The organism is Mesorhizobium sp. WSM4813 (genome assembly GCF_055811555.1).
The window spans coordinates 1-21,970 of the sequence record NZ_JBVVQU010000030.1; the positions used below are offsets into that span (position 1 = coordinate 1).

23 protein-coding genes and 2 pseudogenes are annotated in these 21,970 nt (G+C 63.0%); 12 read left to right on the forward strand and 13 right to left on the reverse strand.

Going from position 1 to position 21,970, the window contains the following annotated elements; genetic code table 11:
* Window positions 1-260: 260 nt before the first annotated feature.
* A complete protein-coding gene (locus AC0L25_RS18380; protein ID WP_023801394.1) occupies window positions 261-407 on the reverse strand; it encodes a hypothetical protein in 147 nt (48 codons plus the stop codon).
* Between the two features lie 424 nt (window positions 408-831).
* Here AC0L25_RS18380 and AC0L25_RS18385 point away from each other — a divergent pair, with 424 nt between their 5' ends.
* The gene (locus tag AC0L25_RS18385) at window positions 832-1,338 is read left to right on the forward strand and encodes a YciE/YciF ferroxidase family protein (RefSeq protein WP_027154740.1); all 507 of its coding nucleotides are present in this window, start codon (window positions 832-834) and stop codon (window positions 1,336-1,338) included.
* Between the two features lie 44 nt (window positions 1,339-1,382).
* A pseudogene (ligD, locus tag AC0L25_RS18390) lies at window positions 1,383-2,414 on the forward strand (DNA ligase D); the annotation flags it as partial.
* An 8-nt stretch (window positions 2,415-2,422) separates the two neighbouring features.
* Here ligD and AC0L25_RS18395 read toward each other — a convergent pair.
* A pseudogene (locus AC0L25_RS18395) lies at window positions 2,423-3,097 on the reverse strand (ArsR/SmtB family transcription factor).
* A 68-nt stretch (window positions 3,098-3,165) separates the two neighbouring features.
* Between AC0L25_RS18395 and AC0L25_RS18400 the strand changes: the two are divergent.
* The 3 genes from AC0L25_RS18400 to AC0L25_RS18410 all read left to right on the forward strand — a co-directional run bounded on the left by AC0L25_RS18400 (window position 3,166) and on the right by AC0L25_RS18410 (window position 4,162).
* Window positions 3,166-3,393, forward strand: coding sequence for a DUF1127 domain-containing protein (locus tag AC0L25_RS18400; RefSeq protein WP_473596813.1), 228 nt, complete (start codon window positions 3,166-3,168; stop codon window positions 3,391-3,393).
* 95 nt (window positions 3,394-3,488) lie between these two features.
* Entirely contained in the window at window positions 3,489-3,821 is a 333-nt protein-coding gene (locus AC0L25_RS18405) for an NIPSNAP family protein (RefSeq protein ID WP_473596814.1), read from the forward strand.
* The gene (locus AC0L25_RS18410) at window positions 3,818-4,162 is read left to right on the forward strand and encodes an antibiotic biosynthesis monooxygenase family protein (protein WP_473596815.1); all 345 of its coding nucleotides are present in this window, start codon (window positions 3,818-3,820) and stop codon (window positions 4,160-4,162) included. The genes AC0L25_RS18405 and AC0L25_RS18410 overlap by 4 nt, the downstream gene beginning before the upstream one ends.
* A 6-nt stretch (window positions 4,163-4,168) precedes the next feature.
* Here AC0L25_RS18410 and mbfA read toward each other — a convergent pair whose 3' ends face one another.
* Window positions 4,169-5,152 (reverse strand): iron exporter MbfA, encoded by a 984-nt coding sequence (gene mbfA, locus AC0L25_RS18415; protein ID WP_473596816.1) that lies wholly within the window; start codon window positions 5,150-5,152, stop codon window positions 4,169-4,171.
* A 179-nt stretch (window positions 5,153-5,331) separates the two neighbouring features.
* Here mbfA and AC0L25_RS18420 point away from each other — a divergent pair, with 179 nt between their 5' ends.
* The 3 genes from AC0L25_RS18420 (at window position 5,332) to AC0L25_RS18430 (ending at window position 7,596) form a co-directional block, all read left to right on the forward strand.
* The gene (locus AC0L25_RS18420; RefSeq protein ID WP_473596817.1) at window positions 5,332-5,655 is read left to right on the forward strand and encodes a hypothetical protein; all 324 of its coding nucleotides are present in this window, start codon (window positions 5,332-5,334) and stop codon (window positions 5,653-5,655) included.
* Window positions 5,656-5,870: 215 nt separating this feature from the next.
* Entirely contained in the window at window positions 5,871-6,854 is a 984-nt protein-coding gene (locus AC0L25_RS18425) for a threonine/serine dehydratase (RefSeq protein WP_473596818.1), read from the forward strand.
* A gap of 88 nt (window positions 6,855-6,942) precedes the next feature.
* A complete protein-coding gene (locus AC0L25_RS18430) occupies window positions 6,943-7,596 on the forward strand; it encodes a glutathione S-transferase family protein (protein WP_473596819.1) in 654 nt (217 codons plus the stop codon).
* 68 nt (window positions 7,597-7,664) lie between these two features.
* Here the strand turns inward: AC0L25_RS18430 and AC0L25_RS18435 are convergent, their stop codons facing one another.
* From AC0L25_RS18435 to AC0L25_RS18450, 4 genes are read right to left on the reverse strand one after another with little or no spacing between them, the layout of a single operon-like run.
* Window positions 7,665-8,801, reverse strand: coding sequence for an ABC transporter permease (locus AC0L25_RS18435; protein ID WP_473596879.1), 1,137 nt, complete (start codon window positions 8,799-8,801; stop codon window positions 7,665-7,667).
* An 8-nt stretch (window positions 8,802-8,809) separates the two neighbouring features.
* Window positions 8,810-9,730: an ABC transporter ATP-binding protein gene (locus AC0L25_RS18440; protein ID WP_473596820.1), complete on the reverse strand. Its 921-nt coding sequence runs from the start codon at window positions 9,728-9,730 to the stop codon at window positions 8,810-8,812.
* On the reverse strand, window positions 9,727-10,680 hold the full coding sequence (locus tag AC0L25_RS18445) for an HlyD family secretion protein (protein WP_473596821.1): 954 nt from the start codon (window positions 10,678-10,680) through the stop codon (window positions 9,727-9,729). Before AC0L25_RS18445 ends, AC0L25_RS18440 begins: the two co-directional genes overlap by 4 nt.
* 3 nt (window positions 10,681-10,683) lie before the next feature.
* Window positions 10,684-11,406 carry a CerR family C-terminal domain-containing protein gene (locus tag AC0L25_RS18450; protein ID WP_473596822.1) on the reverse strand — a complete coding sequence of 241 codons (723 nt, stop codon included), beginning with the start codon at window positions 11,404-11,406 and terminating at the stop codon, window positions 10,684-10,686.
* A gap of 87 nt (window positions 11,407-11,493) precedes the next feature.
* Between AC0L25_RS18450 and AC0L25_RS18455 the strand changes: the two genes are divergently transcribed.
* Entirely contained in the window at window positions 11,494-11,967 is a 474-nt protein-coding gene (locus tag AC0L25_RS18455) for a CYTH domain-containing protein (RefSeq protein ID WP_473596823.1), read from the forward strand.
* Window positions 11,964-12,911: a CHAD domain-containing protein gene (locus AC0L25_RS18460; protein WP_473596824.1), complete on the forward strand. Its 948-nt coding sequence runs from the start codon at window positions 11,964-11,966 to the stop codon at window positions 12,909-12,911. The genes AC0L25_RS18455 and AC0L25_RS18460 overlap by 4 nt, the downstream gene beginning before the upstream one ends.
* 53 nt (window positions 12,912-12,964) lie before the next feature.
* Here AC0L25_RS18460 and AC0L25_RS18465 read toward each other — a convergent pair whose 3' ends face one another.
* From AC0L25_RS18465 to AC0L25_RS18480, 4 genes are all read right to left on the reverse strand, one after another.
* Window positions 12,965-14,698 (reverse strand): SulP family inorganic anion transporter, encoded by a 1,734-nt coding sequence (locus tag AC0L25_RS18465; RefSeq protein WP_473596825.1) that lies wholly within the window; start codon window positions 14,696-14,698, stop codon window positions 12,965-12,967.
* A gap of 119 nt (window positions 14,699-14,817) precedes the next feature.
* Window positions 14,818-15,087 (reverse strand): helix-turn-helix domain-containing protein, encoded by a 270-nt coding sequence (locus tag AC0L25_RS18470; protein ID WP_473596826.1) that lies wholly within the window; start codon window positions 15,085-15,087, stop codon window positions 14,818-14,820.
* A gap of 230 nt (window positions 15,088-15,317) precedes the next feature.
* Window positions 15,318-16,019, reverse strand: a complete 702-nt coding sequence (locus AC0L25_RS18475) for a phosphatase PAP2 family protein (protein WP_352954439.1) — start codon at window positions 16,017-16,019, stop codon at window positions 15,318-15,320.
* A gap of 12 nt (window positions 16,020-16,031) precedes the next feature.
* Window positions 16,032-16,370 carry a hypothetical protein gene (locus AC0L25_RS18480; RefSeq protein ID WP_473596827.1) on the reverse strand — a complete coding sequence of 113 codons (339 nt, stop codon included), beginning with the start codon at window positions 16,368-16,370 and terminating at the stop codon, window positions 16,032-16,034.
* A 205-nt stretch (window positions 16,371-16,575) separates the two neighbouring features.
* Here AC0L25_RS18480 and AC0L25_RS18485 point away from each other — a divergent pair, with 205 nt between their 5' ends.
* Entirely contained in the window at window positions 16,576-18,582 is a 2,007-nt protein-coding gene (locus AC0L25_RS18485; protein WP_473596828.1) for a PhoX family protein, read from the forward strand.
* 113 nt (window positions 18,583-18,695) lie between these two features.
* Here the strand turns inward: AC0L25_RS18485 and AC0L25_RS18490 are convergent, their stop codons facing one another.
* Both AC0L25_RS18490 and AC0L25_RS18495 read right to left on the reverse strand, forming a co-directional pair.
* Window positions 18,696-19,457 carry an ABC transporter permease gene (locus AC0L25_RS18490; RefSeq protein WP_473596829.1) on the reverse strand — a complete coding sequence of 254 codons (762 nt, stop codon included), beginning with the start codon at window positions 19,455-19,457 and terminating at the stop codon, window positions 18,696-18,698.
* Window positions 19,454-20,380: an ABC transporter ATP-binding protein gene (locus tag AC0L25_RS18495; RefSeq protein WP_473596830.1), complete on the reverse strand. Its 927-nt coding sequence runs from the start codon at window positions 20,378-20,380 to the stop codon at window positions 19,454-19,456. Before AC0L25_RS18495 ends, AC0L25_RS18490 begins: the two co-directional genes overlap by 4 nt.
* 229 nt (window positions 20,381-20,609) lie before the next feature.
* Here AC0L25_RS18495 and AC0L25_RS18500 point away from each other — a divergent pair, with 229 nt between their 5' ends.
* Window positions 20,610-21,968: a cytochrome ubiquinol oxidase subunit I gene (locus tag AC0L25_RS18500; RefSeq protein ID WP_473596831.1), complete on the forward strand. Its 1,359-nt coding sequence runs from the start codon at window positions 20,610-20,612 to the stop codon at window positions 21,966-21,968.
* Window positions 21,969-21,970 lie beyond the last annotated feature (2 nt).

The following is a 21,970-nucleotide window of genomic DNA, read 5'->3' on the forward strand; positions in this document are numbered from 1 at the left end:
CTTGATCATTACACGCCGGCGGAATGCGCCAACTACATCAAGAACGCCGGATATGCGTCTACCTAAAAACAGAACGCATTAAGCTTGCCGGCGGCGAGATCAAAGCCCCAGAATCTCAAGCCTGGCGTTATCTCAAAGCCCTGGGGTCGTCGCACGCCGCCTGTCGGCGAGCCCAGGACGTTCCGCGCGATAGGTCGTCGCACGGTGATCGGCGGCCGGCCTGCAGATCCGGCTGTCATGGCGGCTTTCCATGGTCGTCATCAGTGCGCGCTGATGCCGAGCGTGTGGCCGCGGCGTGCGCAAGCGGGGCCTGGGCCGCGCATGTAATAGCGCTCCGGCCGGTAGGTCGGCGCGACGAACTCGCGGATGGCGGCAGCGTAGCCGATGAGGTGCGTCAAGAAGTTCATTTTCCCTGTCCTGTCCCTATTTCGGATGTCCCTTCCGAATTGCGGGGATCATAGCGTCGAGGCGTGAATAGTCGGTGAACACGATGTTAATCTTTGGTCAAAAAGGCCTTGGTTCGTGGCTGGAATGCGGCTGATTCGGGGTCTTTCCATGCAGTTCGTCGGCATTCCGGCTAGTGTGACTTTTGCATCACATATGTTTCGTTTGGATGTCGCTTCGACGCGCTTGTGTTTCAACTTTGGCCGGCGCCGCGAAATTTCCGTGCTTGCCCAAATTTCACTGCTTGCTCGGGAAAGCCAGGAACCCGTCCGATAGCCGCACGTTGACGCTAAGAGCCGGGACCCACCCGGCCAGCAGGCTGCGGCTTCCGTGCGGGAGCCGCAGCCGGAGCCCCCAACACAGCAAGAACAATGGAAAGGCAAAGCCATGGGTTTCTTTTCGAAAGACATCAAGACGCTGGACGACCTCTTCGTCCACACGCTGCGCGACATCTATTACGCCGAAAAACAGATCGAGAAGTCGCTGCCGAAGATGATCGACAAGGCGACCGATCCGCAGCTGAAAGCCGGCCTGGAGAAGCACCTTGGCCAGACCAAGGGCCATATCGAGCGGGTCGAGAAAGTGTTCGAACTGCATGGCGTGAAGGCCAAGACGGTCAACTGCCCGGCCATCGACGGCATTCTGGAGGAAGCTGATGAAGTCAGCGGCGACATCGACGACAAGGACGTTCTCGACGCTGCCCTGATCGCTTCCGCGCAGGCAGTCGAGCACTACGAGATAACCCGTTACGGCACGCTGATCGCCTGGGCCAAGCAGCTTGGCCGCACCGACTGCGCCAATGTCCTGGCCAACAACATCAAGGAAGAGCAGGCGACCGACCGCAAGCTTACCGAGATTGCGGAAGCCAAGGTCAACCTTCAGGCCGCCGAATAGCAGTCTCGACCGAGGCAACGCCGGGAAACCGGCTTTGCCTCCCTTTCCGGACCTGGACGTCGACGGTATAATGCGCCACGCCTCGTTCCAGATTGCGCGAGGACAAACCGGCGGAGGAAGTCGTGCAGGAAAAGCCGAAGGCACCCGCAGGCAAGGCCGACACTAAGGCAAAGCCTGGCGGCGGCAAGGGCGAGACCTCTGTCAAATCCGCCGGGGCGGCAGAAACCGTCGTAAAGTTTTCTCACCCCGACAAACTTCTGTGGCCGCAGGAGAAGGTATCGAAGCAGGGCCTGCTTGATCATTACGCTTTGGTCTGGCCGCGCATGCAACAATTCGTCGTCAATCGGCCGCTCAGCCTGGTGCGCGCGCCGGACGGCGTCGGCGGCCAACGCTTCTTCCAAAAGCATGCGTCGGCCGGCATGCATGACAAGATCGCCAGGATGAAGGATCCGACCGACGGCGAGGAGATATTGTTCATCCGCGATTTCGACGGTGTCGCTGCCTTGGTCCAACTCGGCGTGGTCGAGATCCATATCTGGGGCTGCACTATCGACGAACTGGACAAGCCGGACCAGATCATCTTCGATCTCGATCCCGACGAAGGCGTCGACGTGAAAGCGGTGCGCGCGGCGGCGCTCCAAATCCGAGGCCAACTGGATGAGCTGTCATTGCCGAATTTCGTCAAGACGTCGGGCGGCAAGGGCTACCATGTCGTCGTGCCGCTGAAACCTTCAGCGGATTGGGATGAAGTGAAAGACTTTGCCCATGATTTCGCCCGCGCCCTCGAGCAGGCGGCACCCGAGCGCTACACGGCGACGCTGTCGAAGAAGGCGCGCACCGGCAAGGTCTTCGTCGACTATCTGCGCAACGGCCGCGGCTCGACCACGGTGGCGCCCTATTCGTCGCGGGCCAAGAAGGGTGCTACCGTATCGATGCCGGCGATCTGGGCGGAGATCGAGGCGGGGTTGGCGCCGAACACATTTCCGATCGGCGACAAGACGACGCTGAAGCAGTTGGCGAAAGCCGATCCGTGGGCAGATTTTTTCAGGCAGGGCAAGCCGCTCAAGCGGGGTTGATCAGTTTTTCAGCCGAGAAACACCCTCTCGAAAGCTTGCTTGCCCGACGGCGAAAAGACGACCGCACGGCTGTCCTTTTCGCGCCGCGCCCATTTCTCCAGAAGGATCTAGTCGAGAATGGCCGCACCAAGCGTACCGGCCAGATGCGAGCGCCGCACGCTCCAGTCGAGGCAGGCCCGGCACAGCGGTCGCCGCGCCTTGCTCTCGACATCGATGCCGATCGCGGCGAAATGCGAGACGGCCGACGGCCCAAGCCTGATCTCCTTGTGGTCGCGCAGGAGCACGTGTCGAGCGACAAGACGATCCAGCATCGCCACCGCCTGCTCGCCGGCGAGGTGGTCGTAGCAGACCCGCGCCACGCGCATTGCCGCATCACGCGGACCCGGCCGCACCCGCTGCGGCCCGACCGCAGCGGCGACACCGGTGATAGCCTCGATCATGCCCGCCACCTGCGGCCCGGCGAGCCCGTAGTAGCGATGCCGCCCCTGGCTTGCCAGCGTCAGCAGCCCGCCCTCCATCAGTTTCGACAGATGCGAGCTGGCAGTCGGCAGCGACACGCCGGCCTCGAGGGCCAGTTCGCTCGCCGTCAATGCCGTGCCGCCCATCAATGCGGTCAGCATGTTCGCCCGCGCCGGATCGCCGACCAGGCTGGCGATGCGGGCTATGTCGGGTCCTTCACGCATAGTTCGTCCTTCATCGAAGCATTCTTGTCAGATAATCATTATTCTCGGCTCAGATCAAGGAAGCGACGATGACCGCAAGAGCCGTTCCCAACGCCGTATCCGCTAGCCGCTTCGGCCGTCGGCCGTTTCCGTTCATCATCTTGCGCCGGCTGCATCTGCGGCTCCCGGCGCGCTGGTACGACCGCCATCTGCAGCGCCTCGACCTCGCCGAGATTGACGAGCACCTTTTGCGCGATCTTGGCCTGACGCCAGAAGACGTTCGCCGCGAATGCGCAAAGTCCTTCTGGCAAGCGTGATCAGCGTGGAAACTGCCTAGCACATTGTTCCGCCGAACGTTTCGCCCCCGCTCGAACTGTCGCCGCAACGAACCAAATTCAGCAAGGAGACAAAAATGACCATCACCTGCTTCATCCGCTACGAGATCGACCCGTTCGGCAAGGCGGCGTTCGAGGAGTATGCCCGCAACTGGGGTCAGGCGATCCCGCGCTGCGGCGCCGATCTGATCGGCTATTTCGCGCCGCATGAGGGCTCGGCCACCACCGCCTACGCCGCCTACAACATCGACAGCCTTGCCGCTTACGAGGCCTACCGTGTCAGGCTCGCGGCCGATCCGGCGGGGAGGGCGAATTACGAATTCGCCCGGCGTGAGAAATTCATCCTGAAGGAGGATCGCACGTTCCTGAAGCTCGCTTCCGGGCCGCACGCTTCTTTGGTGAAACCATGATCGCCGTCATCTTCGAGGTCGAACCGGCAGCGGGCAAGCGCGACGCCTATCTCGGCCTCGCAGCCAACCTGCGCCCACTGCTCGACGGCATCGACGGGTTTCTCACCATCGAGCGCTTTCAGAGCCTCACCGACCCGAACCGCATCCTGTCGCTGTCGTTCTGGCGCGACGAGGAGGCGGTGAAGGCCTGGCGCAACACGGAGGAACATAGGCAGGCGCAGAAGGCCGGTCGTGGCGGCATCTTTGCCGGCTATCGTCTGCGCATAGCCCATGTCGTGCGCGACTATGGCCTGACCGAACGTGCCGAGGCGCCTGAAGACAGCCGGGCGCTGCTTGGGTAGGGATTGCTAAGCATTCCCGATCAGCACGCCCGCCGCGAACACCAACCCGCCGCCCAGCACCACCTGGAAGGCGGCGCGCCAGAACGGCGTCTGCATATAACGGTTCTGCACAAAGGCGATCGCCCACAGTTCGAAGAACACCACCACGACCGCGAGAATTGTCGCGGTCCAGAAATACGGAATGAGGTAGGGCAAGGCGTGACCGAGACCGCCCAGCGCGGTCATGACGCCCGTGGTGATACCGCGTTTTATCGGCGAACCGCGGCCCGACAGTTTGCCATCGTCGGAAGCCACCTCGGTGAAACCCATCGAGATGCCGGCGCCAATCGAGGCGGCAAGCCCGACTAGGAAGGTCTGGAACGTGTCGTGCGTGGCAAAGGCCGCGGCAAAGATCGGCGCAAGCGTCGACACCGATCCATCCATCAGCCCGGCCAGTCCCGGCTGCACATAGGTCAGGATGAACTGGCGCTGCTCGGCCGCTGCCTCCTCGTCCTTCACCGCGCCCGGCACATGCTTTTGCTCCAGCCGCTGTGCCAGCGTCTCGTGACCCTGTTCGGCCACCGCCAGATCGTCGAGCAGCTTTCGCGTCGAGGCATCGCTGGTGCGTTTCGCCGCCTCGACGTAGAACAGGTACGCCTGACGCTCCATCGACTCGGCTTGGCTGCGCACATGTTCGATGCCGAGCGGCCTGACCAGCCAGTCGGGCTTGCGCTCATAATAGCCCTTCACATGCTCGCGCCGGATCAGCGGAATGCGCTCGCCGAAACGCTCGCGGTGAAGTTCGATCAGCGAGTCGCGATGGCCGTCCTCCTCCTCGGCCATTTCCTCGAACACTTTGGCCGAATGCGGAAAGCTATCCGCCAAACCGTCGGCATAGGCACGGTAGATACGCCCGTCGTCTTCCTCGGAAGAGATGGCGAGCGCCAGGATCTCTTGCTCCGAGAGCGACTCGAAAGGACGGCGGCCAAAACCGAAAACACGGGAAAGCATGAGAAATTCACCCTAGTTTAGAATAGTTCTAAACTACGGTTTGGTGCGTCCTTGGTCAATCGCGCCGTCGGCCGGTCCGTTCAAAATTATTGGCTCTGGGAATCATCCGCCGCCCCTTCATTATTGGCGAATGTACACCTATATAGCTGAACCTAAGCCAAGAGAAAGGAAAAACACAGATGCCGGCAAAGCAGGTCACCCATGCATTTGACCCGAAACCTGTTCTCGACCTTATCGCCAATATCGAGGCCGATTTGCAGCGCCTGAGAGGCCTGGTCGAGCAGCAGGTCGAAAAATTCGATCCGGCCAATCCGCACAACAAGGCCCCTGACGGCAAGCTGACCGAGGAGGGCGTCGAGTGCTGCTACCGCCTGTTCGACGAGGGCAAGTCGCGCTATTCGGTAGCCCAGCAGATGAAGATCTCTTTCGCCGCCGCCACCCATCGCTTCAACACCTGGCGCAAGATGGGCGGTGCCAAACGGAAAAGGACGCTTTTGGGATGAGCGGTCGGCGAAGCCGATCAATCGACACAACGATTTGTCGATTGAAGCGACGAACGCCCGGAGCCATAGCGGAGGGCCGCGGAGGGCGGTAGGCGACAGGCACGCCGCCCTCTTCCTACCAGCGGGAATTTGTAACGGTCACATTTTTTCATTGGTGCGCCGCCTCCCTTTCCGGGCATCATGAAAGGCAACATGTCTTTCCACGGGACCACCTCATGACTGCACCGACGCCACCCGGCATCGCCGACATCCACCGCGCAGCAGCGCGATTGTCCGGCCTGATCGTCGAAACGCCGCTGATCGAATCGCCGGAGCTGAACAAGCGCTTCGGCGCCAGGATACTGTTCAAGCCGGAGACGTTGCAGCGCACCGGCTCGTTCAAGTTCCGTGGCGCCTACAATAAACTGTCTTCGCTGAGCGACGAGGAGCGCAGCCGTGGCGTCGTCGCCTTCTCGTCGGGCAACCATGCGCAAGGCGTCGCCGCGTCGGCGGCGATGTTCGGCGTCAAGGCCATCATCGCCATGCCCACTGATGCGCCAGCGATGAAGGTTGGAAATGTCAGGAAAATGGGTGCGGAAGTGGTTCCGTTCGACCGTTTCCGCGATGACCGAATGACGGTGGTTCGCCCGTACATCGAACGGGGCATGGTCCTGGTTCCCCCTTTCGATGATCCGGCCATCATCGCCGGCCAGGGCACGATCGGCCTCGAACTGATGGCGCAGGCGAAAGCGCTCGGCGTGAGCCTCGACGCGGTCGTCATTCCCTGCGGCGGCGGCGGGTTGAGCAGCGGCATCTCCATCGCGGTCAAGGACGCATCGCCGGCCACCGCCGTCTGGGCGGTGGAACCCGAGCATTTCGACGACACCTGTCGCTCCCTGGCCAGAGGTGCGCGGGTTTCGATCGAACCCGGCCATATCTCGATCTGCGACGCGCTCCTCACCGCCGAGCCCGGCGCGATCACCTTCGAGATCAACCGCAAGAATCTCACCGGCGGCATTGCCGTTTCCGACAGAGCCGCGGCACAGGCGATGCGCGACGCCATGGCTCACCTCAAACTGGTGGTCGAGCCCGGCGGCTGCGTCGGGCTGGCCGCGCTGTCATCAGGTGAGATCGAATTATCAGGCAAATGCGTCGCTGTGGTGCTGTCCGGCGGCAATGTCGATTTCAGCACCTATGCCGAGATCATGGCCGCGGCGTAAGTGGCAAGCGGTTCCGGCAGCGCGCCGATGCAAAATGTCAAAGCGCTCCTGCGCGCCCAATCGGTACCATTCAAGGGACTGACATGGAATGAAGCTGCTCTTCAGCCGCAATCCCAATCCTCGCCTCGCGGTCGCGGTGGCACGGTATCTCAACGCAAAGGTCGAGTTTGAATTCGCCTCCCCCTTCGCTCCCGGGCAGGCCGATCGATATCGCCCGCTAAATCCCAATCTTTCGTTGCCCATACTGGTAGGCTCGGGAAAAAGCCTCTGGGAGGCCGACGCCATAGCCTGCCGGCTTTCGCGCGACGCGCATTCGGATCTCTGGCGGACCGGCGACGACGAACCCGACATGATCCGATGGCTCAGTTGGGGCAAGGAGAACTTCGCAAGAGCTTGCGACGTCGTGCATTTCGAACGCGGGACCAAACAGCGGTATGGGCTCGGCCCGATCGATCAGCACCGGGTTGAGGAGGGGTTGCGAGACTTCCGCACGGCCGCTGCAACACTTGAGGCCGCGCTTTCCGAGCGAGAATGGCTGGTCGAAAATTCGGTTTCCTATGCCGACTTTCGAATGGCGACGTTTCTGCCCTTCAACGATATCGCCAGATTGCCGCTCGCTGATTATCCTTCTGTCAGCCGCTGGTATCGTCAGCTAGAAGAAATCGACGCCTGGCGCGATCCTTTCCAAGGACTGGAGGCGCCTGAATTGCCGCCGGTCCCGGCTCAGGCCAAGCCCGCATGAAACTCGATCCGAACGATCATGCATCCAGCGGCGAACTCCGCACCCACCACCTCGGCCATGTGCGTAAGCTAGTCCAGCGTCCGGCGGAATCGCACCAGCGCCACGCCGGCGAACAGCGCCACGAACACCACCAGCCAGCCGATTTCGGTTGCGACCGCCGGCAGGTCGGCGCCCTTCAGCATCACCGCGCGGATGATGCGCAGGAAATGCGTCAGCGGCAGGATCTCGCCGAAGATCTGCGCCCAGCCCGGCATGCCGCGATAGGGGAACATGAAGCCCGACAACAGGATCGACGGCAGGAAGAAGAAGAAGGTAAGCTGCAGTGCCTGCATCTGCGTGCGCGCCATCGTCGAGATGGTGTAGCCGAGCAGCACCAGCGCCAACACGAAGACCAGAACCGCCGCAAGCAGCAGTGACAACGACCCGGTGAAGGGAACGCCAAACAGCAGCTTGGCCGCCGCCAGCACCACCACCACTTGGACGGCGCCGACCACCAGATAGGGCAGCACCTTGCCCAGCATGATCTCAAGTGGGCTGGAGGGCATCGCCAGTAGGTTTTCCATCGTGCCGCGCTCGGTCTCACGCGTCAGCGCGATCGAGGTCATCATCACCATCGTCATCTGCAGGATGACACCGAGCAGGCCGGGCACGATGTTGTATTGCGAGATGCCTTCCGGATTGTAGCGCCGGTGCACCACCACTTCCAGCTGGCCCCGGGCAGCTTCGGCGGCCGTTTCCTGCATGCCGCGGGCCCGGAGCAGCGCCTGGTTGGCGACGGTGCCGAGCGTCGAGATGGCGCCGCTGGCGACGGCCGGATCGGTGGCGTCCGCTTCGATCAGGATCTGCGGCTGGTCGCCGCGCTCGACCCGCCGGGCAAAATCGGCGGGGATGGTGACGACGAAGGCGACGTCGCCACGCGCCATCAGGAATTCCGCCTCGGCGGCACTTTGCGCGACATGGTCGAACCGATAATAGCCGGTGGTCTGCAGCGCCGAAACCATGGCCCGGGTGTAAGGATCACTACTCATCGCCACCAGGGCTGCCGGCAGGCTCTTCGGATCGTTGTTGATGGCATAACCGAACAGCACCAGCTGCATCAGAGGCACGCCCAGCATCATGGCGAAGGTGATGCGGTCACGCCGCATCTGGATGAACTCCTTGATCAGCAGCGCGCCGAGCCTGGCGAGGGAAAAGACGCTGTTTATCCCGTTTCTCATCCCATGTTGTCCTTCGAGCCGGACATGAACTGGATGAACACATCCTCCAGGCTGGTCTCGCCCGGCGTCATCGTGACACCCTGGTGCTCTTTTTCGACATCGGCGAGCGCAGCCTTAAGCGCCTTCTTGTCGGAGCCGACGACGTGCAGCGTCGCTCCGAACGGCGCCACCTGGTCGACCCCGGGGCGGCCGCTGAGTGCGGCAGCAACCCGATCGAGCCGCGGGCCCTGCACGACGAAGGTCGTCAACCCGGCATTCCTGACCACCTCATCGACCGTGCCTGACGCCAGCATCTTGCCGTAGGAGATATAGCTGATGCGGTGGCAGCGCTCGGCCTCGTCCATGTAATGGGTGGAGACCAGCACGGTCAGCCCGCCGCTGGCCAGCCGATGGATCTCGTCCCAGAATTCGCGCCGCGCCTTCGGGTCGACGCCCGCCGTCGGCTCGTCGAGCAACAGCAATTTCGGCTGATGCATGATGCAGGCTGCCAGTGCCAGCCGCTGCTTCCAGCCGCCGGACAGCGTGCCGGCCAGCTGGTCCTTGCGCGAGGTGAGGCCGAGATCCTCCAGCGTCCTGCCGACATGCTCGTTGAGCGGCTTCAACCCATAGAGCCGCGCCACGAATTCAAGGTTCTCGGCGATGGTCAGATCCTCGTAGAACGAGAATTTCTGCGTCATGTAGCCGACTTCGCGCTTGATCCTCAGGCTGTCGGTGCGGATGTCGAAGCCAAGCACCGTGCCCTCGCCCTCGTCCGGCGTCAGCAGGCCGCACATGATGCGGATGGTCGTCGTCTTGCCCGAACCGTTCGGGCCGAGGAAGCCGACGATCTCGCCCTCGGCCACCGTCATTGTCACATGGTCGACGACGGTCTTGTCACCAAAACGCTTGACGAGGCCATGGACATCGATGGCGTTCATTGGCCGATACCCGTCAGATCGACATCGACGATCTGCCCCGGTTGCAGCGCGCCGGCGTCGCCCTCCGGCCGCGCCTCGATCAGATAGACCAGCTTCTGCCGGGTCTCGAGCGAGTAGATCACCGGCGGCGTGAACTCCGGGTCCGGCGACACGTAGCTGACGCGAGCCTTCAAGTCCGGCCCACAGCCGTCGCAATGGACGTTAAGCAGCGTGCCGACTTCCACCGACGAGAACGCGCCTTCCGGCACATAGACGCTGAGCTTCACCGCGCCATCCGGCAGAATCGAAATGACAGGCGCGGTCGGCCCGGCGGTGTCACCGGGATAGCGGATCACATCGTTGATGCGGCCGGGCGAAGGCGCCGGCAGCACACGCTTCGACAGCCGCCATCGCGCTTGCTCCAGCGCCGATTGCGCCTGGCTGACTTGATTCTCGGCGGCCTTGATCGTCTCGGGCCGCGCCGGCAGGCCACCGACCGCGAGATTGGCTTGCGCCTGGCCGAGCTGTGCGTTGGCTATTTCCAGCGTCGCGGAAGCCGTATCATAATCGGCCTGCGTGCCGGTGCCGCGTTTGAACAGATCGCTGGCGCGGGTGTATCTGCGTTTGGCGTCGGCGGCTTGCGCCTTGGCCATATCGACCTGCGCCTTGAGCACCTCAATTTCTTCCGGCCGCTTGCCGACCTGCAGGTCGGCAAGTTGCGCCTGCGCCTGGGCAAGGGCCGCCTCGGCTTGCGCGACGGCTATTTTTGCGTCGGCGCTTTCCAGCGTCACCACCGGCGTGCCAGGTTCGACGCGGTCGCCGCGCTTGACCGAAATCGTTTCGACCTGCGCCACCTCAATCGGCGCGAGCAGCACATAGTCACCCTCGACATAGCCGACGGCGAGCGGCGGCGCCGGTGCGCAGGCGCTGAAAAGCTGGGCGGCGAGCGGCACAGAGCAGAGGAAACTCATGATCTAGGATCCTTTCGGACGGTTAAAATGACGCCGAGCCAAAATCGCGCCGAGATTATCCGTCACCGCCGCCGCAATCTTGATGGCCTCGGCATCGCCGATCGCTCGCCAGCCCATGCGGCGCATCACCGCCTCGCGGCCGATGCGGAAATAGACGACCTGGCCGATCAGCGTGAACACGGTGAGCCGGGTAGCCTCGCTTTCGGCTGCCTCGCCGGTTGCCTGTTCCCAGATCAGGCAGAGCCGGCGATGCGTCGGCTCGAACACGCCGTCATAGATGCGGTCGAGTGCCGCCGTCGGATGCGAAAGTTCACGCAGGACGAACTGCACGATCTCACCGGCCTCCGGCCTAGCCACGATGAAGGCCACCATCCGCTCCAATGCGGCGAAGAGTTGTGCCCGCGCCGCTTCGGGGTCGCCCGCTTCTGAATCGCCCCCTTTGGAATCGCTTGGCGCCTGCAGATTGCCGATCGCCTGGCCGGCAATGGTCTGGATGGTGTCGACGATATAATCGGCCGCTGCCGCGCGAAGTCCTTCCTTGCCGCCGAAATGATAGGCGATCGAACCGATATTGGCCTTCGCCTCAGCCGCGATCTCCCGCGTCGAGGTGCCGTCGAAACCCTGCCGTCCGAACAGCGTCAGCGCCGCACGGACAAGTGCTGCGCGCGTCATGTCGGCGGGAGATGTCTCGCGACGCAGAATTTTGGCGTTTCTTGACCTACTCATACCAAGTATTTAATCAATCGAATGATTAAAGTCAACCCGCCTGTCTCATCTTGCCATCTCCAGCCGCACGCGCTTTATTGCGAAGCCATGGTCAAGGAAATCGAGCGCAAGTTCCTGGTCTCCGGCGCGCAGTGGCGGGATCTGGTCGAGGCGGACATCCACATTCGCCAGTTCTATCTCGCCGCCGCACCCGACCGCTCGGTCCGCGTGCGCATCAGCGACGGCGCCTCGGCAAAGCTGACGCTCAAATTCGGCAGCAAGGCCCGCGAACGTGACGAATTCGAATATCCGATCCCTCTGGCGGAGGCGGAAGAGATGCTGGCCTTCGCCATCGGACGTGTCATCGAGAAGACACGCCATCATGTTAGGCATCGCGGCCATCTCTATGAAGTCGATGTCTTCGGCGGGATGCTTAGCGGTCTGGTGATCGCCGAGCTTGAGACGCCGCAGGACGTGCAGGACGAAATGCTGCCAGATTGGCTCGGCCGCGAAGTCACCGGCGAGCAGAGCTTCTATAACGCGTCGCTCGCCCTCGAGGGGGTTCCGGAGATCGCCGCATGAGCTATCGCATCGATCCGCGTCTGCCGTTGACCGCCGAGGTCAGGCGCATCCTCGCCGAGGAGATCGGCAAGGCGCTCGTCCATCTGCACGCGGCGCATGACAGGCCGGAGCAGGCGCTGCATAAATGCCGCAAGCGGCTGAAGAACGTGCGCGCCTTGTTGCGCCTGGTCCGTCCCGGAGACGAAACATTCTGCCGCACCGAGAATCAATGTTACCGAGAGATGGCTGCCCTGCTTGCCGGTCCGCGCGAGGCGACCGCGCTGGTTGAAACCATCGACCGGCTGGCAGCAAGCTTTCCCGAACAAAGCGCCGGCGGCGGTCTCGATGCCGTTCGCGACACGCTCGTGGCGCGCCAGCACGAATTGCATGGTGGAGCCGGCCTCGGCGCAGTGATAGCTGCCGCGATTGCCACTTGCGAGGAGGGTATCAGCCGGATCGATATGCTGGCCTTGCCCGACCAGCCGGAACAGGCCGCCGATGTGCTTGCCGAAGGCGCCCGCATCACGCTGCGTCGCGCCAGAAAGGCGCTGGATAAGGCAGGCTCCCGCGGCGAGGCCAATGATTTCCACGATCTGCGTAAGGCGGCAAAGACTCACGGCATGCACCTGTCGCTGCTCGGAAGGCTGTGGCCGGCGTCGATCAAGGCCCGGCGTAAGGCGGTCGACGAACTTGGCGAAAGATTGGGCGAACTGCATGATGCGTTCGTCCTGCGAACGCTTCTCGATGCCGACGATCGGCCGCTCGGCTCTCCTCAAGAAACGCGGCTCCTGAGCAAGCAGTTGAAGCGCTCGGAGAAAAGCCTGAAAAAGACCTGTCTCGCCGCGGCAGCCGATCTGTTCGGCGACAGCCCCAGGCGCTCGACAAGGAAACTCGCGCGCAAAGTGCGCGACGATCTGGCCGCTGCGCCGCACGAAGACGCCAGCACGCCGGGCGCCGCCGTCTGACGCGGTGCTTGCGTCGGTATCCGTCCCAAGATCGTTGACAAAGAGGAGGAGGTTTAGACCTCTCCCGGGGCGGCTTTCTTCAGTTGCGCTCGCGCATCCCTGATCGAGGCGGCGTATGTCACCAGCGGCCGTTTGACGCCGTGGTTGATCAGCATGCGACGTGTCTGCGGCGAAGCGCCTGATATGATGAAGCGCACGCCGGCGCGCCTCGCCTTGTGGGCAGCGCCCTCGATGACGTTGGCCGCGGTCGAATCGAAGAACGGCACCGCCGAGCAGTCGAGGATGAAGTTCTTGCGCTGGTCGGCGATGCGGTCCAGCACCGTGGCGACGGTCGAGGCGGCACCGAAGAAGAAGGCGCCCGAAATCCGGTAGACGACGGTATCGGCATCGCTCGCTTCGCCGGAATCGTATGCGTTGGCGGCGCCGGTTCTGTCGGCGACATCGTCCTGCACCAGTCTCTGGTCCGGCTCAACCGCAATGCTCTTGGCCATGCGGTCGATGAACAGGATCGAGCCCAGCGCGAAGCCGACGACGATGCCTTCGGTGAGGTCGCGGAAGATGACGATCAGGAAGGTCGCCATCAGCACCAGCGCGTCGCCGCGCGAGGCACGCAGCAACGTGGCAAAGGCCTGCTTCTCGAACATGTTCCAGCACACCACCGCCAGCACGCCGGCAAGGGCTGCAAGCGGGATGTAGCTGGCCAGCGGCGCCGCGACCAGCATCAGGGCAAGCAGAAGGGCCGAGTGGATCATGCCCGAAACCGGTCCATGCGCGCCGGCCCGCACATTGGTGGCCGTACGGGCGATGGTGCCGGTGGTGCAGATGCCGCCGAACAGGGCGGACGCGATGTTGGCAAAGCCCTGCGCCACGAGTTCGCAATTGGAGCGGTGCCGCCTTCCTGTCATGCCGTCGGCGACGACGGCCGACAGCAGCGATTCAATCGCGCCGAGCAGCGCAAAGGCTATGGCGTCCGGCAGGATGCCGATTACCCTGCCGAAGCTGATCGGCGGAAAGGCCGGCATTTGCAGGCTGCGCGGAATGCCGCCGAAGCGCGTGCCGATCGTTTCGGCAGGCAGCGAGAACAGCGCCGCGACAAGCGACGCCAGACCGATGGCGATCAGCATGGCGGGCCATTTCGGCCGCCACCGCTTCATCAGGGCAATGGCGACGATGGTCAGTACGGCCACGGAGGTGGCGGCGAGATTGATCGTGCCGGCTGCCTCGCCGATCGCCATCAGCTTCGGCATCAACGGTCCAGGTTCTATGCCGGCGAGCTTCAGCCCGAACAACTCGACGATCTGGCCGGAGAAGATGATGACGGCGATGCCGGCGGTGAAGCCGACGGTCACTGGGTAGGGAATGAATTTGATGTAGGTGCCAAGCCTGAGATAGCCGATGGCGAGCAGAAAGATGCCGGCCATCATCGTCGCCAGCAGCAACCCGTCGACACCGACCCGCGTCACCGTTGCCGCCACCAGCACGATGAAGGCGCCGGCCGGTCCGCCGATCTGGAAGCGGCTGCCGCCGAGCGCCGAGACGAGGAAGCCGCCGATGATGGAGGTGTAGAGCCCGCGCTCCGGCGTCACGCCCGATGCGATCGCGATCGCCATCGACAGCGGCAGCGCCACGATGGCCACAGTCAGGCCGGCGATGGCATCGGCCTTGAAATGCTCTGGTGTGTAGCCCTCGCGCAGCACCGTCACCAGCTTCGGCGTGAACAGTTCGGAAAATGTCGGCTTTGCCGGACTTTGGGCCGGTTGATGAATTGCCCGTCGGGTTCGATCCATGGACTGCCTTCCGCTCCTGATGCATGCGCCCAAAAGTGGGGCAACGACATGCATAAAAACCAAGGCGGCGAGATCCGTCAGCAGGACTGTCGGCGGTCGCCGTCGCGACTTTTATCGGCTCATCCTGGCGGGTTCTGCGGTACGGCCGGCTTGAGGCGCACGCCCCTGCCGCCGCGTTCGCTGGCCTGGTTCTCGCCGATCAGTTCCACGCCGGCCTCATCGAGGGCCTGGATGACCTTCATCAGCGTGTCGACCACGCCCCTGACCACGCCGTCGCTCGCTTCCATGCGCTGAATGGTTGGAAGCGATACTCCGGCGCGCTCGGCGAGCGTCTTCTGATCGATGCCGGCCAGCGCCCTTGCGGCGCGCATCTGCGCGGCAGTGATCATCGGTTAAAACCCCTGTCTGAGTCTGCGCCATATGTATAATACCGTCATTATGATGGTTCAACCATCATAATGCATGTGTCAGGCGTGCACGGGCGCTTGCGTCCTGGGGAGCCCCGCGCGCTACGCGTGGTGTGTCGACAGTTTTCCTGCTGGCAGGTTGCGGGCTTAAGATCGTCAACACGCTGATTTGACCGCGCGCCGACCGACACAGCGCCGTCTGACCAGCCGGTTCAGCCGCCGACGGTCTGCCCGCGCCATCGCTGTAGCGCCCATGCGGCCAGCCAGCACAGCATCGCCCAGGCGAAGCCGGCGCACCAGCCGGCCAGCACGTCGGATGGCCAATGAACGCCGAGATAGACGCGGCTGATGCCGACCAGCAGGGTCGTCAGCACCGCCAGTGCCAGCACATAGATCTTGGTCGTTCGCCCAGGCAGGAAGCGCGACGCCATGCTGCCCAGCGTCAAATATGTCACCGCCGACAGCATCGCGTGGCCGCTCGGAAACGAAAGCGATGCCACGTCGGCGAGATGCGAGACCAGATCGGGGCGCGGCCGGTCGATTCCGAGCTTCAGCGTGCTCGACAGGGCCTGCCCGCCCGCCACTGCTACGAAAACGAGAAACGCTGGTCCCGGCCTGTGGATCAGCAGCAGATAGACAATCACCGCCGCCGTCATCAGCACGAGCACGCTGGCGCTGCCGAGGCTGGTGATGTCGCGCATCGCCCCTTCAAGCCACAGAGGTCCGATCGGATTGTCGGGCTGGCCAGCTTCACGGAAGGCGAGCAGGATTTCTGTGTCGAAGGCGTGCGGCGTAGTGTCTCGCGCCACCTCCATCAGTTCCTCGAACCCCCACAGTCCGCCAGCGATGACCAGTCCGGCCAGCAGCACCGGGAATTCGATCCAGTTGAGCAGCTTGCTTGCGGTATTCTTCATCGGCCCTCGCAGTTACGGCCTTTGCAGATAGGGCCCGAGTGTGATCAGCGCCACAGCTGCGACGGCGAGCACGATGCCGGTGGCCTGCAACGCATTGACGCGCTCGCCGAAGAACACCAGGGCCACCACGTTCACCGACACCAGCTGGATCACCGCCGACAGGCTGAACGACACCGACATGCCGAATTCACGGATCAGCCTCAGCATGATCAGATTGCCCGCCGAATAGAGCGCCAGCGTCAAAACGATCTTGCCGAGGCTAGGCGCCAGTCCCCATTGCTTCGCCGCCGTCGCCGCCAGCAGGAAGATCACCGTTGAAATGCCGAGCTGCCCCAGTCCCCAAAAACTCACTTTTTGTCCCTCTCGAAGCGGTGCTTCCGCGCCTGCCGCGGATCTTGTTTCCGAAGCGCCGGTCGCGGTCAAGCGGGACTGATCCTGGACACGAAATCGGGGCTGGAAATTGGCCGGCAACGTCATCAAACTGTGATCTCCCGGCGATACGCGGTCAGTCAAGCAACACGCTCCAGCCATCCCAAGAAGCCAGAGGCAAGCCCCCATGACTGAACATCGCTCGACCGGACATCTTTCTCCAAACGCCCATTTCCGCACCAGCTTGCTTGAGGAAAACGATGGGCCAGGAGCCAATCCCACAGCCAACCAGACGATGGGCGAGATCATCGCCGCGCGCTTCTCGCGCCGTGGTTTCCTGCAGGGATCGCTCGCGGCAACCGCCATCGCTGCTACCGTCAGCCCGCTGGCGCTGATCCTCGCCGACGATGCCCGCGCTAACGGCGGATCGGCCTTCACCTTCGCCGAGGTTGAGGCAGGCGTCGACGACAAGCACCATGTCGCCGCCGGTTACGACGCCGACGTGCTGTTGCGCTGGGGCGATCCGCTGTTTGTCGATTCGCCGGAATTCGATCCGACAAAACAGTCGGCGCAGGCCCAGGAAAGACAGTTTGGCTACAATAACGACTATGTCGGCTATATCCCGATCGACGGCTCGGCCGAGCATGGCCTGCTGGTGGTCAACCACGAGTACACCAACCCGCATCTGATGTTCCCGGGCCTTGTCACCATCGTCGATGGCGAGGCCAAGCAGGCGCCGCTGAGCAAGGAACAGGTCGATATTGAGATGGCCGCGCATGGCGGCACCATCGTCGAAATCCGCAAGGTATCAGGCAAATGGCAGGTGGTGCGCGACGGCAAGCTCAATCGCCGCATCACCGCCAACACCGAGATGGCACTGTCCGGCCCCGTCGCCGGCCACGACCGGGTCAAGACCAGTGCCGATCCGACCGGCACGAAGGTCTTCGGCACCGTCAACAATTGTGCCGGCGGCGTCACGCCCTGGGGCACCTACGTCCTGGCCGAGGAAAACATACACGGCTATTTCTCGGGCGAGTTGCCGGATGGCCACAAGGAAGCCGCCAACTACAAGCGCCTGGGTATTCCCGAAGGCGCCTATGAATGGGCGGCGCACTACGACCGCTTCGACATCGGCAAGGAGCCGAACGAGCCGAATCGCTTCGGCTGGATCGTCGAGGTCGACGTCAACGATCCGACCTCGGTGCCAAGGAAGCGCACTGCCATGGGCCGCTTCAAGCATGAGGGCGCTGAATCGATCGTCGCCAAGGATGGCCGTGTCGTCTTCTATCTCGGCGACGACGAGCGCTTCGACTATGTCTATAAATTCGTCACGGCCGGTAAGTTCAATGCCGAGGACCGCGCCGCCAACATGGATCTTCTCGACGACGGCACGCTCTATGTCGCCAAATTCGCCGAGGACGGTTCGATCGAATGGCGTCCCATCGTCTTCGGCCAGGGCCCGCTCACGGCGGAGAACGGCTTTGCCAGCCAAGCCGACGTGCTCATCGAGACGCGCCGTGCCGCCGACCTGCTCGTCGCCACCAAGATGGACCGCCCGGAGGACATCCAGCCCAATCCGACGACTGGCAAAGTCTATGTCATGTTGACCAACAATTCTAAACGCAAGACGGACCAGGTCGATGCCGCCAACCCGCGCGCCGAAAACGCCTTCGGCCATATCATCGAGATCGTCGAGGACGGTGGCGATTTCACTGCCGCCAAGGGCAAGTGGGAAGTGCTGTTGAAATGCGGCGATCCCGCCGTGGCCGAAGTCGGCGCCACCTTCTCGACCGCAACGACCGCCAATGGCTGGTTTGGCATGCCGGACAATTGCGCCATCGATGCGGCCGGCCGGCTTTGGGTCTCGACCGACGGCCAGGGCCCGAAGGCCACCGGCCGCACCGATGGCCTGTGGGCGGTCGACACCGAAGGCGAGGCGCGGGCGACCTCGAAACTGTTCTTCCGCGTGCCGATCGGCGCCGAAATGTGCGGCCCGCTGTTCACGCCCGACGACCAGACCGCCTTCGTCGCGGTTCAGCATCCGGCCGACGGCGGCGAGGACTGGGAGGCTTTTGGCCGTCCCTCCTACTATGAGGACCCATCGACCCGCTGGCCCGACTTCAAGCCCGATATGCCGGTGCGGCCGTCGGTCGTCGCCATCACCAGACAGGGCGGTGGCAAGATCGCGGTCTAAGCTCATCCCGCTGCAGGGTTCCACGTCGATAAATCGTGAGGAAGGGGTTTCGGCGCGACCGAAGCCCTTCTTTCATGTTTCTGTGTCCGATTGCTCAGCGTGCTGTAGGCCGGTCAGTTCCGCAGCCGGTAGCCGGTCCGGAAGATCCACGCGACGATCGCTATGCAGATAAGCAGGAAAACGACGGTCATGCCGAGGCTGATGCCGATCGAGACGTCGGACTTGCCGTAGAAACTCCAGCGAAAGCCGCTGACCAGATAGAGAACAGGGTTGAACAGCGTCACCGTGCGCCAGATGCCAGGCAGCATGTCGATCGAATAGAAGCTTCCGCCAAGGAACGTAAGCGGCGTGATGATCAGCAGCGGCACCAGCTGCAGCTGCTCGAAGCTTCTCGCCCAGATGCCGATGATGAACCCGAACAGGCTGAAGGTCACCGACGTCAGCACCAGGAAGCAGAGCATCCAGAACGGATGCTCGATGGTCAGCGGCACGAACAGCGACGCGGTCGCCAGGATGATCAGGCCGAGTATGATCGACTTGGTCGCCGCACCCCCGACATAGGCGATGATGATCTCCAGATAGGACACCGGCGCCGACAGCAATTCGTAGATCGAGCCGACGAATTTCGGGAAATAGATGGCGAAGGAGGCGTTGGAGATCGACTGGGTCAGCAGCGACAGCATGATCAGCCCCGGCACGATGAAGGCGCCGTAGCTGATGCCGTCGATCTCGGTGATGCGCGAGCCGATGGCCGAGCCGAAGACGACGAAATAGAGCGATGTCGAGATGACCGGCGAGACGATGCTCTGCAGCACCGTCCGAAAGGCGCGCGCCATCTCCATCTTGTAGATCGCCCAGACTGCTCGCAGGTTCATGCGTCCTTCCTCACCAGATTGACGAAGATCTCCTCGAGCGAGCTGTTTTGCGTGTCGATATCGCGGAACTGGATGCCGGCCGTCTCAAGGTCGCGGAGCAGCGAGGCGACGCCCGGCCGTTCGCTCTGGTTGTCATAGGTGTAAGTCAGTTGATTACCGTCCGGCGAAAGCTCCAGCGCGTAGCGCGAAAACGTCTCGGGTATGGTGGCGAGCGGACTACGCAGTTCCAGCAACAGCCGTTTGCGGCCGAGCGTGCGCATCAGTTGCACCTTGTCCTCGACCAGCACGATCTCGCCGCGATTGATGACGCCGACGCGATCGGCCATCGCTTCGGCTTCCTCGATATAGTGCGTGGTCAGGATGATGGTGACGCCATCCTCGCGCAGCCGGCGCACCATCGCCCACATGTCCTGACGCAGCTCGACGTCGACGCCGGCGGTCGGCTCGTCGAGGAACAGCACCCTCGGTTCGTGCGACAGCGCCTTGGCGATCATCAGCCGCCGCTTCATGCCGCCGGACAAGGTGATCGCCTTGGCGTCCTTCTTGTCCCATAACGACAGGTCGCGCAGCACTTTCTCAACGAAGGCGTGGTCGGCCGGCTTGCCGAACAGGCCGCGGCTGTAGTTGACGGTCGCCCAAACGCTCTCGAACGCGTCGATGGTCAGTTCCTGCGGCACCAGCCCGATGAGGCTGCGTGCGGCGCGATAATCCCGGTTGATATCGTGGCCGTCCACGGTGACCGTGCCCGACGAGCGGTTGACGATACCGCAGACGATCGAGATCAGCGTCGTCTTGCCGGCGCCGTTCGGCCCGAGCAGCGCAAAAATCTCGCCGCGCTCGATATCGAGGTTGATCTCCTTCAGCGCCTTGAAACCGGTGGCGTAGGTCTTGGTGACCCCGGAAATGGAAATGATCGGTGGCATGGCTGAAAAACGGCTGCTTGAAAGGAGGTCTGTTGATTCAATCCGCTGAATGTCGGTGCGTGCAGCCGGAAGTCAATGGCACTCCTGACAGTTCTGGACATCGGCATGCGACGACGCATCCACCGCTGCCGCAGTCCTGCGGCGTTCCGCCTCGCGTGACGCCACGCCGCTTTGACCGCGTGGCGCATCCGGCCTATCTTCCCTGACATAGCAGCAGCCGGAGCCCACCATGGACCCGCTCATCCTTTCGCGCATCCAGTTCGGCGCGAACATCTCGTTCCATATCCTGTTTCCGGCTATCACCATCGCGCTTGGCTGGGTGCTGCTGTTCTTCAAGCTTCGCTACAACGCCACAGGCGATACCGCCTGGATGCGCGCCTATTTCACCTGGGTCAAGGTGTTCGCGCTGTCGTTTGCCATGGGCGTGGTTTCGGGCGTCACCATGAGCTTCCAGTTCGGCACCAACTGGCCGGGTTACATGGAGACCGTCGGCAACATAGCCGGCCCGTTGCTCGCCTATGAGATCCTCACCGCCTTCTTCCTCGAGGCGGCGTTCCTCGGCATCATGCTGTTCGGCTTCCGCCGCGTCTCCAACAGCATCCACACGCTGGCAACCGTGCTGGTGGCCGGCGGCACCACCCTGTCGGCCTTCTGGATCATCGCGCTCAATTCCTGGATGCAGACGCCGGTCGGCTTTGAGATGCGCAACGGCGTAGCCCACGCTACCGACTGGTGGGCGATCGTCTTCAACCCGTCGATGCCCTATCGGCTCGTCCACATGCTGCTTGCCTCCGGCCTGACGGTTTCGTTCCTGATCGCCGGCCTGTCAGCGCTGCGCTATCTCTATGGCGACCGCTCGGAATCGATGTGGAATGCATTGCGCACCGGTGTCTTCACCGCGGCGATCCTGATCCCCGTTCAGATCTTCGCCGGCGACCAGCATGGCCTCAACACGCTCGAGCATCAGCCGCAGAAGATCGCCGCCATGGAGGCCAATTGGAACACCGGCCCCAACGTGCCGCTGGTCCTTTTTGCGCTTCCCGACGAGGCGGCAAGGGAGAACAAATTCGAAGTCGCCATCCCCGACGGCGCCAGCCTCATCCTCAGGCACAGCGCCAGCGGCGTCGTGCCGGGGCTGAACGACTATGTCGGCAACCACCCGCCGGTCTTCCCGGTGTTCTGGGCTTTTCGCATCATGGTCGGCACCGGGGTCCTGATGCTCGTCGTCTCCTGGTCGGCCGCCTTTTTCCTGAAGCGACGCCACAGCCTGCCGAAATCGCTGGCCCTGGTGATGGTGCCGATGGCGCTGTCCGGCTGGCTGGCCACGCTGGCCGGCTGGTACACCACCGAGATCGGCCGCCAACCCTGGTTGGTCACGGGCGTGCTCAAGACCGTCGATGCCGTCGGCCCGGTCGCCGGCAGCCAGGTCGCGCTGTCGCTTGCGGTCTATCTCATCCTCTACGCACTGCTTCTGATCGCCTATCTCGGCGTGCTGGTCTATCTGGCGCTGAAGGCGGCGAAGGACGGCGATACCTCGCCGCTGCCGGGCGTTCTCGACGCGCCGCTGTCGCAGCCGGCGGCGAAATAGGA

Excerpts from the sequence above, each read along its gene's own strand:
- AC0L25_RS18380 (WP_023801394.1), bottom strand. The coding sequence starts at position 407 with ATGAACTTCTTGACGCACCTCATCGGCTACGCTGCCGCCATCCGCGAG.
- AC0L25_RS18385 (WP_027154740.1), top strand. The coding sequence starts at position 832 with ATGGGTTTCTTTTCGAAAGACATCAAGACGCTGGACGACCTCTTCGTC.
- AC0L25_RS18400 (WP_473596813.1), top strand. The coding sequence starts at position 3,166 with ATGACCGCAAGAGCCGTTCCCAACGCCGTATCCGCTAGCCGCTTCGGC.
- AC0L25_RS18405 (WP_473596814.1), top strand. The coding sequence starts at position 3,489 with ATGACCATCACCTGCTTCATCCGCTACGAGATCGACCCGTTCGGCAAG.
- AC0L25_RS18410 (WP_473596815.1), top strand. The coding sequence starts at position 3,818 with ATGATCGCCGTCATCTTCGAGGTCGAACCGGCAGCGGGCAAGCGCGAC.
- mbfA (WP_473596816.1), bottom strand. The coding sequence starts at position 5,152 with ATGCTTTCCCGTGTTTTCGGTTTTGGCCGCCGTCCTTTCGAGTCGCTC.
- AC0L25_RS18420 (WP_473596817.1), top strand. The coding sequence starts at position 5,332 with ATGCCGGCAAAGCAGGTCACCCATGCATTTGACCCGAAACCTGTTCTC.
- AC0L25_RS18425 (WP_473596818.1), top strand. The coding sequence starts at position 5,871 with ATGACTGCACCGACGCCACCCGGCATCGCCGACATCCACCGCGCAGCA.
- AC0L25_RS18430 (WP_473596819.1), top strand. The coding sequence starts at position 6,943 with ATGAAGCTGCTCTTCAGCCGCAATCCCAATCCTCGCCTCGCGGTCGCG.
- AC0L25_RS18440 (WP_473596820.1), bottom strand. The coding sequence starts at position 9,730 with ATGAACGCCATCGATGTCCATGGCCTCGTCAAGCGTTTTGGTGACAAG.
- AC0L25_RS18445 (WP_473596821.1), bottom strand. The coding sequence starts at position 10,680 with ATGAGTTTCCTCTGCTCTGTGCCGCTCGCCGCCCAGCTTTTCAGCGCC.
- AC0L25_RS18450 (WP_473596822.1), bottom strand. The coding sequence starts at position 11,406 with ATGAGTAGGTCAAGAAACGCCAAAATTCTGCGTCGCGAGACATCTCCC.
- AC0L25_RS18455 (WP_473596823.1), top strand. The coding sequence starts at position 11,494 with ATGGTCAAGGAAATCGAGCGCAAGTTCCTGGTCTCCGGCGCGCAGTGG.
- AC0L25_RS18460 (WP_473596824.1), top strand. The coding sequence starts at position 11,964 with ATGAGCTATCGCATCGATCCGCGTCTGCCGTTGACCGCCGAGGTCAGG.
- AC0L25_RS18465 (WP_473596825.1), bottom strand. The coding sequence starts at position 14,698 with ATGGATCGAACCCGACGGGCAATTCATCAACCGGCCCAAAGTCCGGCA.
- AC0L25_RS18470 (WP_473596826.1), bottom strand. The coding sequence starts at position 15,087 with ATGATCACTGCCGCGCAGATGCGCGCCGCAAGGGCGCTGGCCGGCATC.
- AC0L25_RS18475 (WP_352954439.1), bottom strand. The coding sequence starts at position 16,019 with ATGAAGAATACCGCAAGCAAGCTGCTCAACTGGATCGAATTCCCGGTG.
- AC0L25_RS18485 (WP_473596828.1), top strand. The coding sequence starts at position 16,576 with ATGACTGAACATCGCTCGACCGGACATCTTTCTCCAAACGCCCATTTC.
- AC0L25_RS18490 (WP_473596829.1), bottom strand. The coding sequence starts at position 19,457 with ATGAACCTGCGAGCAGTCTGGGCGATCTACAAGATGGAGATGGCGCGC.
- AC0L25_RS18495 (WP_473596830.1), bottom strand. The coding sequence starts at position 20,380 with ATGCCACCGATCATTTCCATTTCCGGGGTCACCAAGACCTACGCCACC.
- AC0L25_RS18500 (WP_473596831.1), top strand. The coding sequence starts at position 20,610 with ATGGACCCGCTCATCCTTTCGCGCATCCAGTTCGGCGCGAACATCTCG.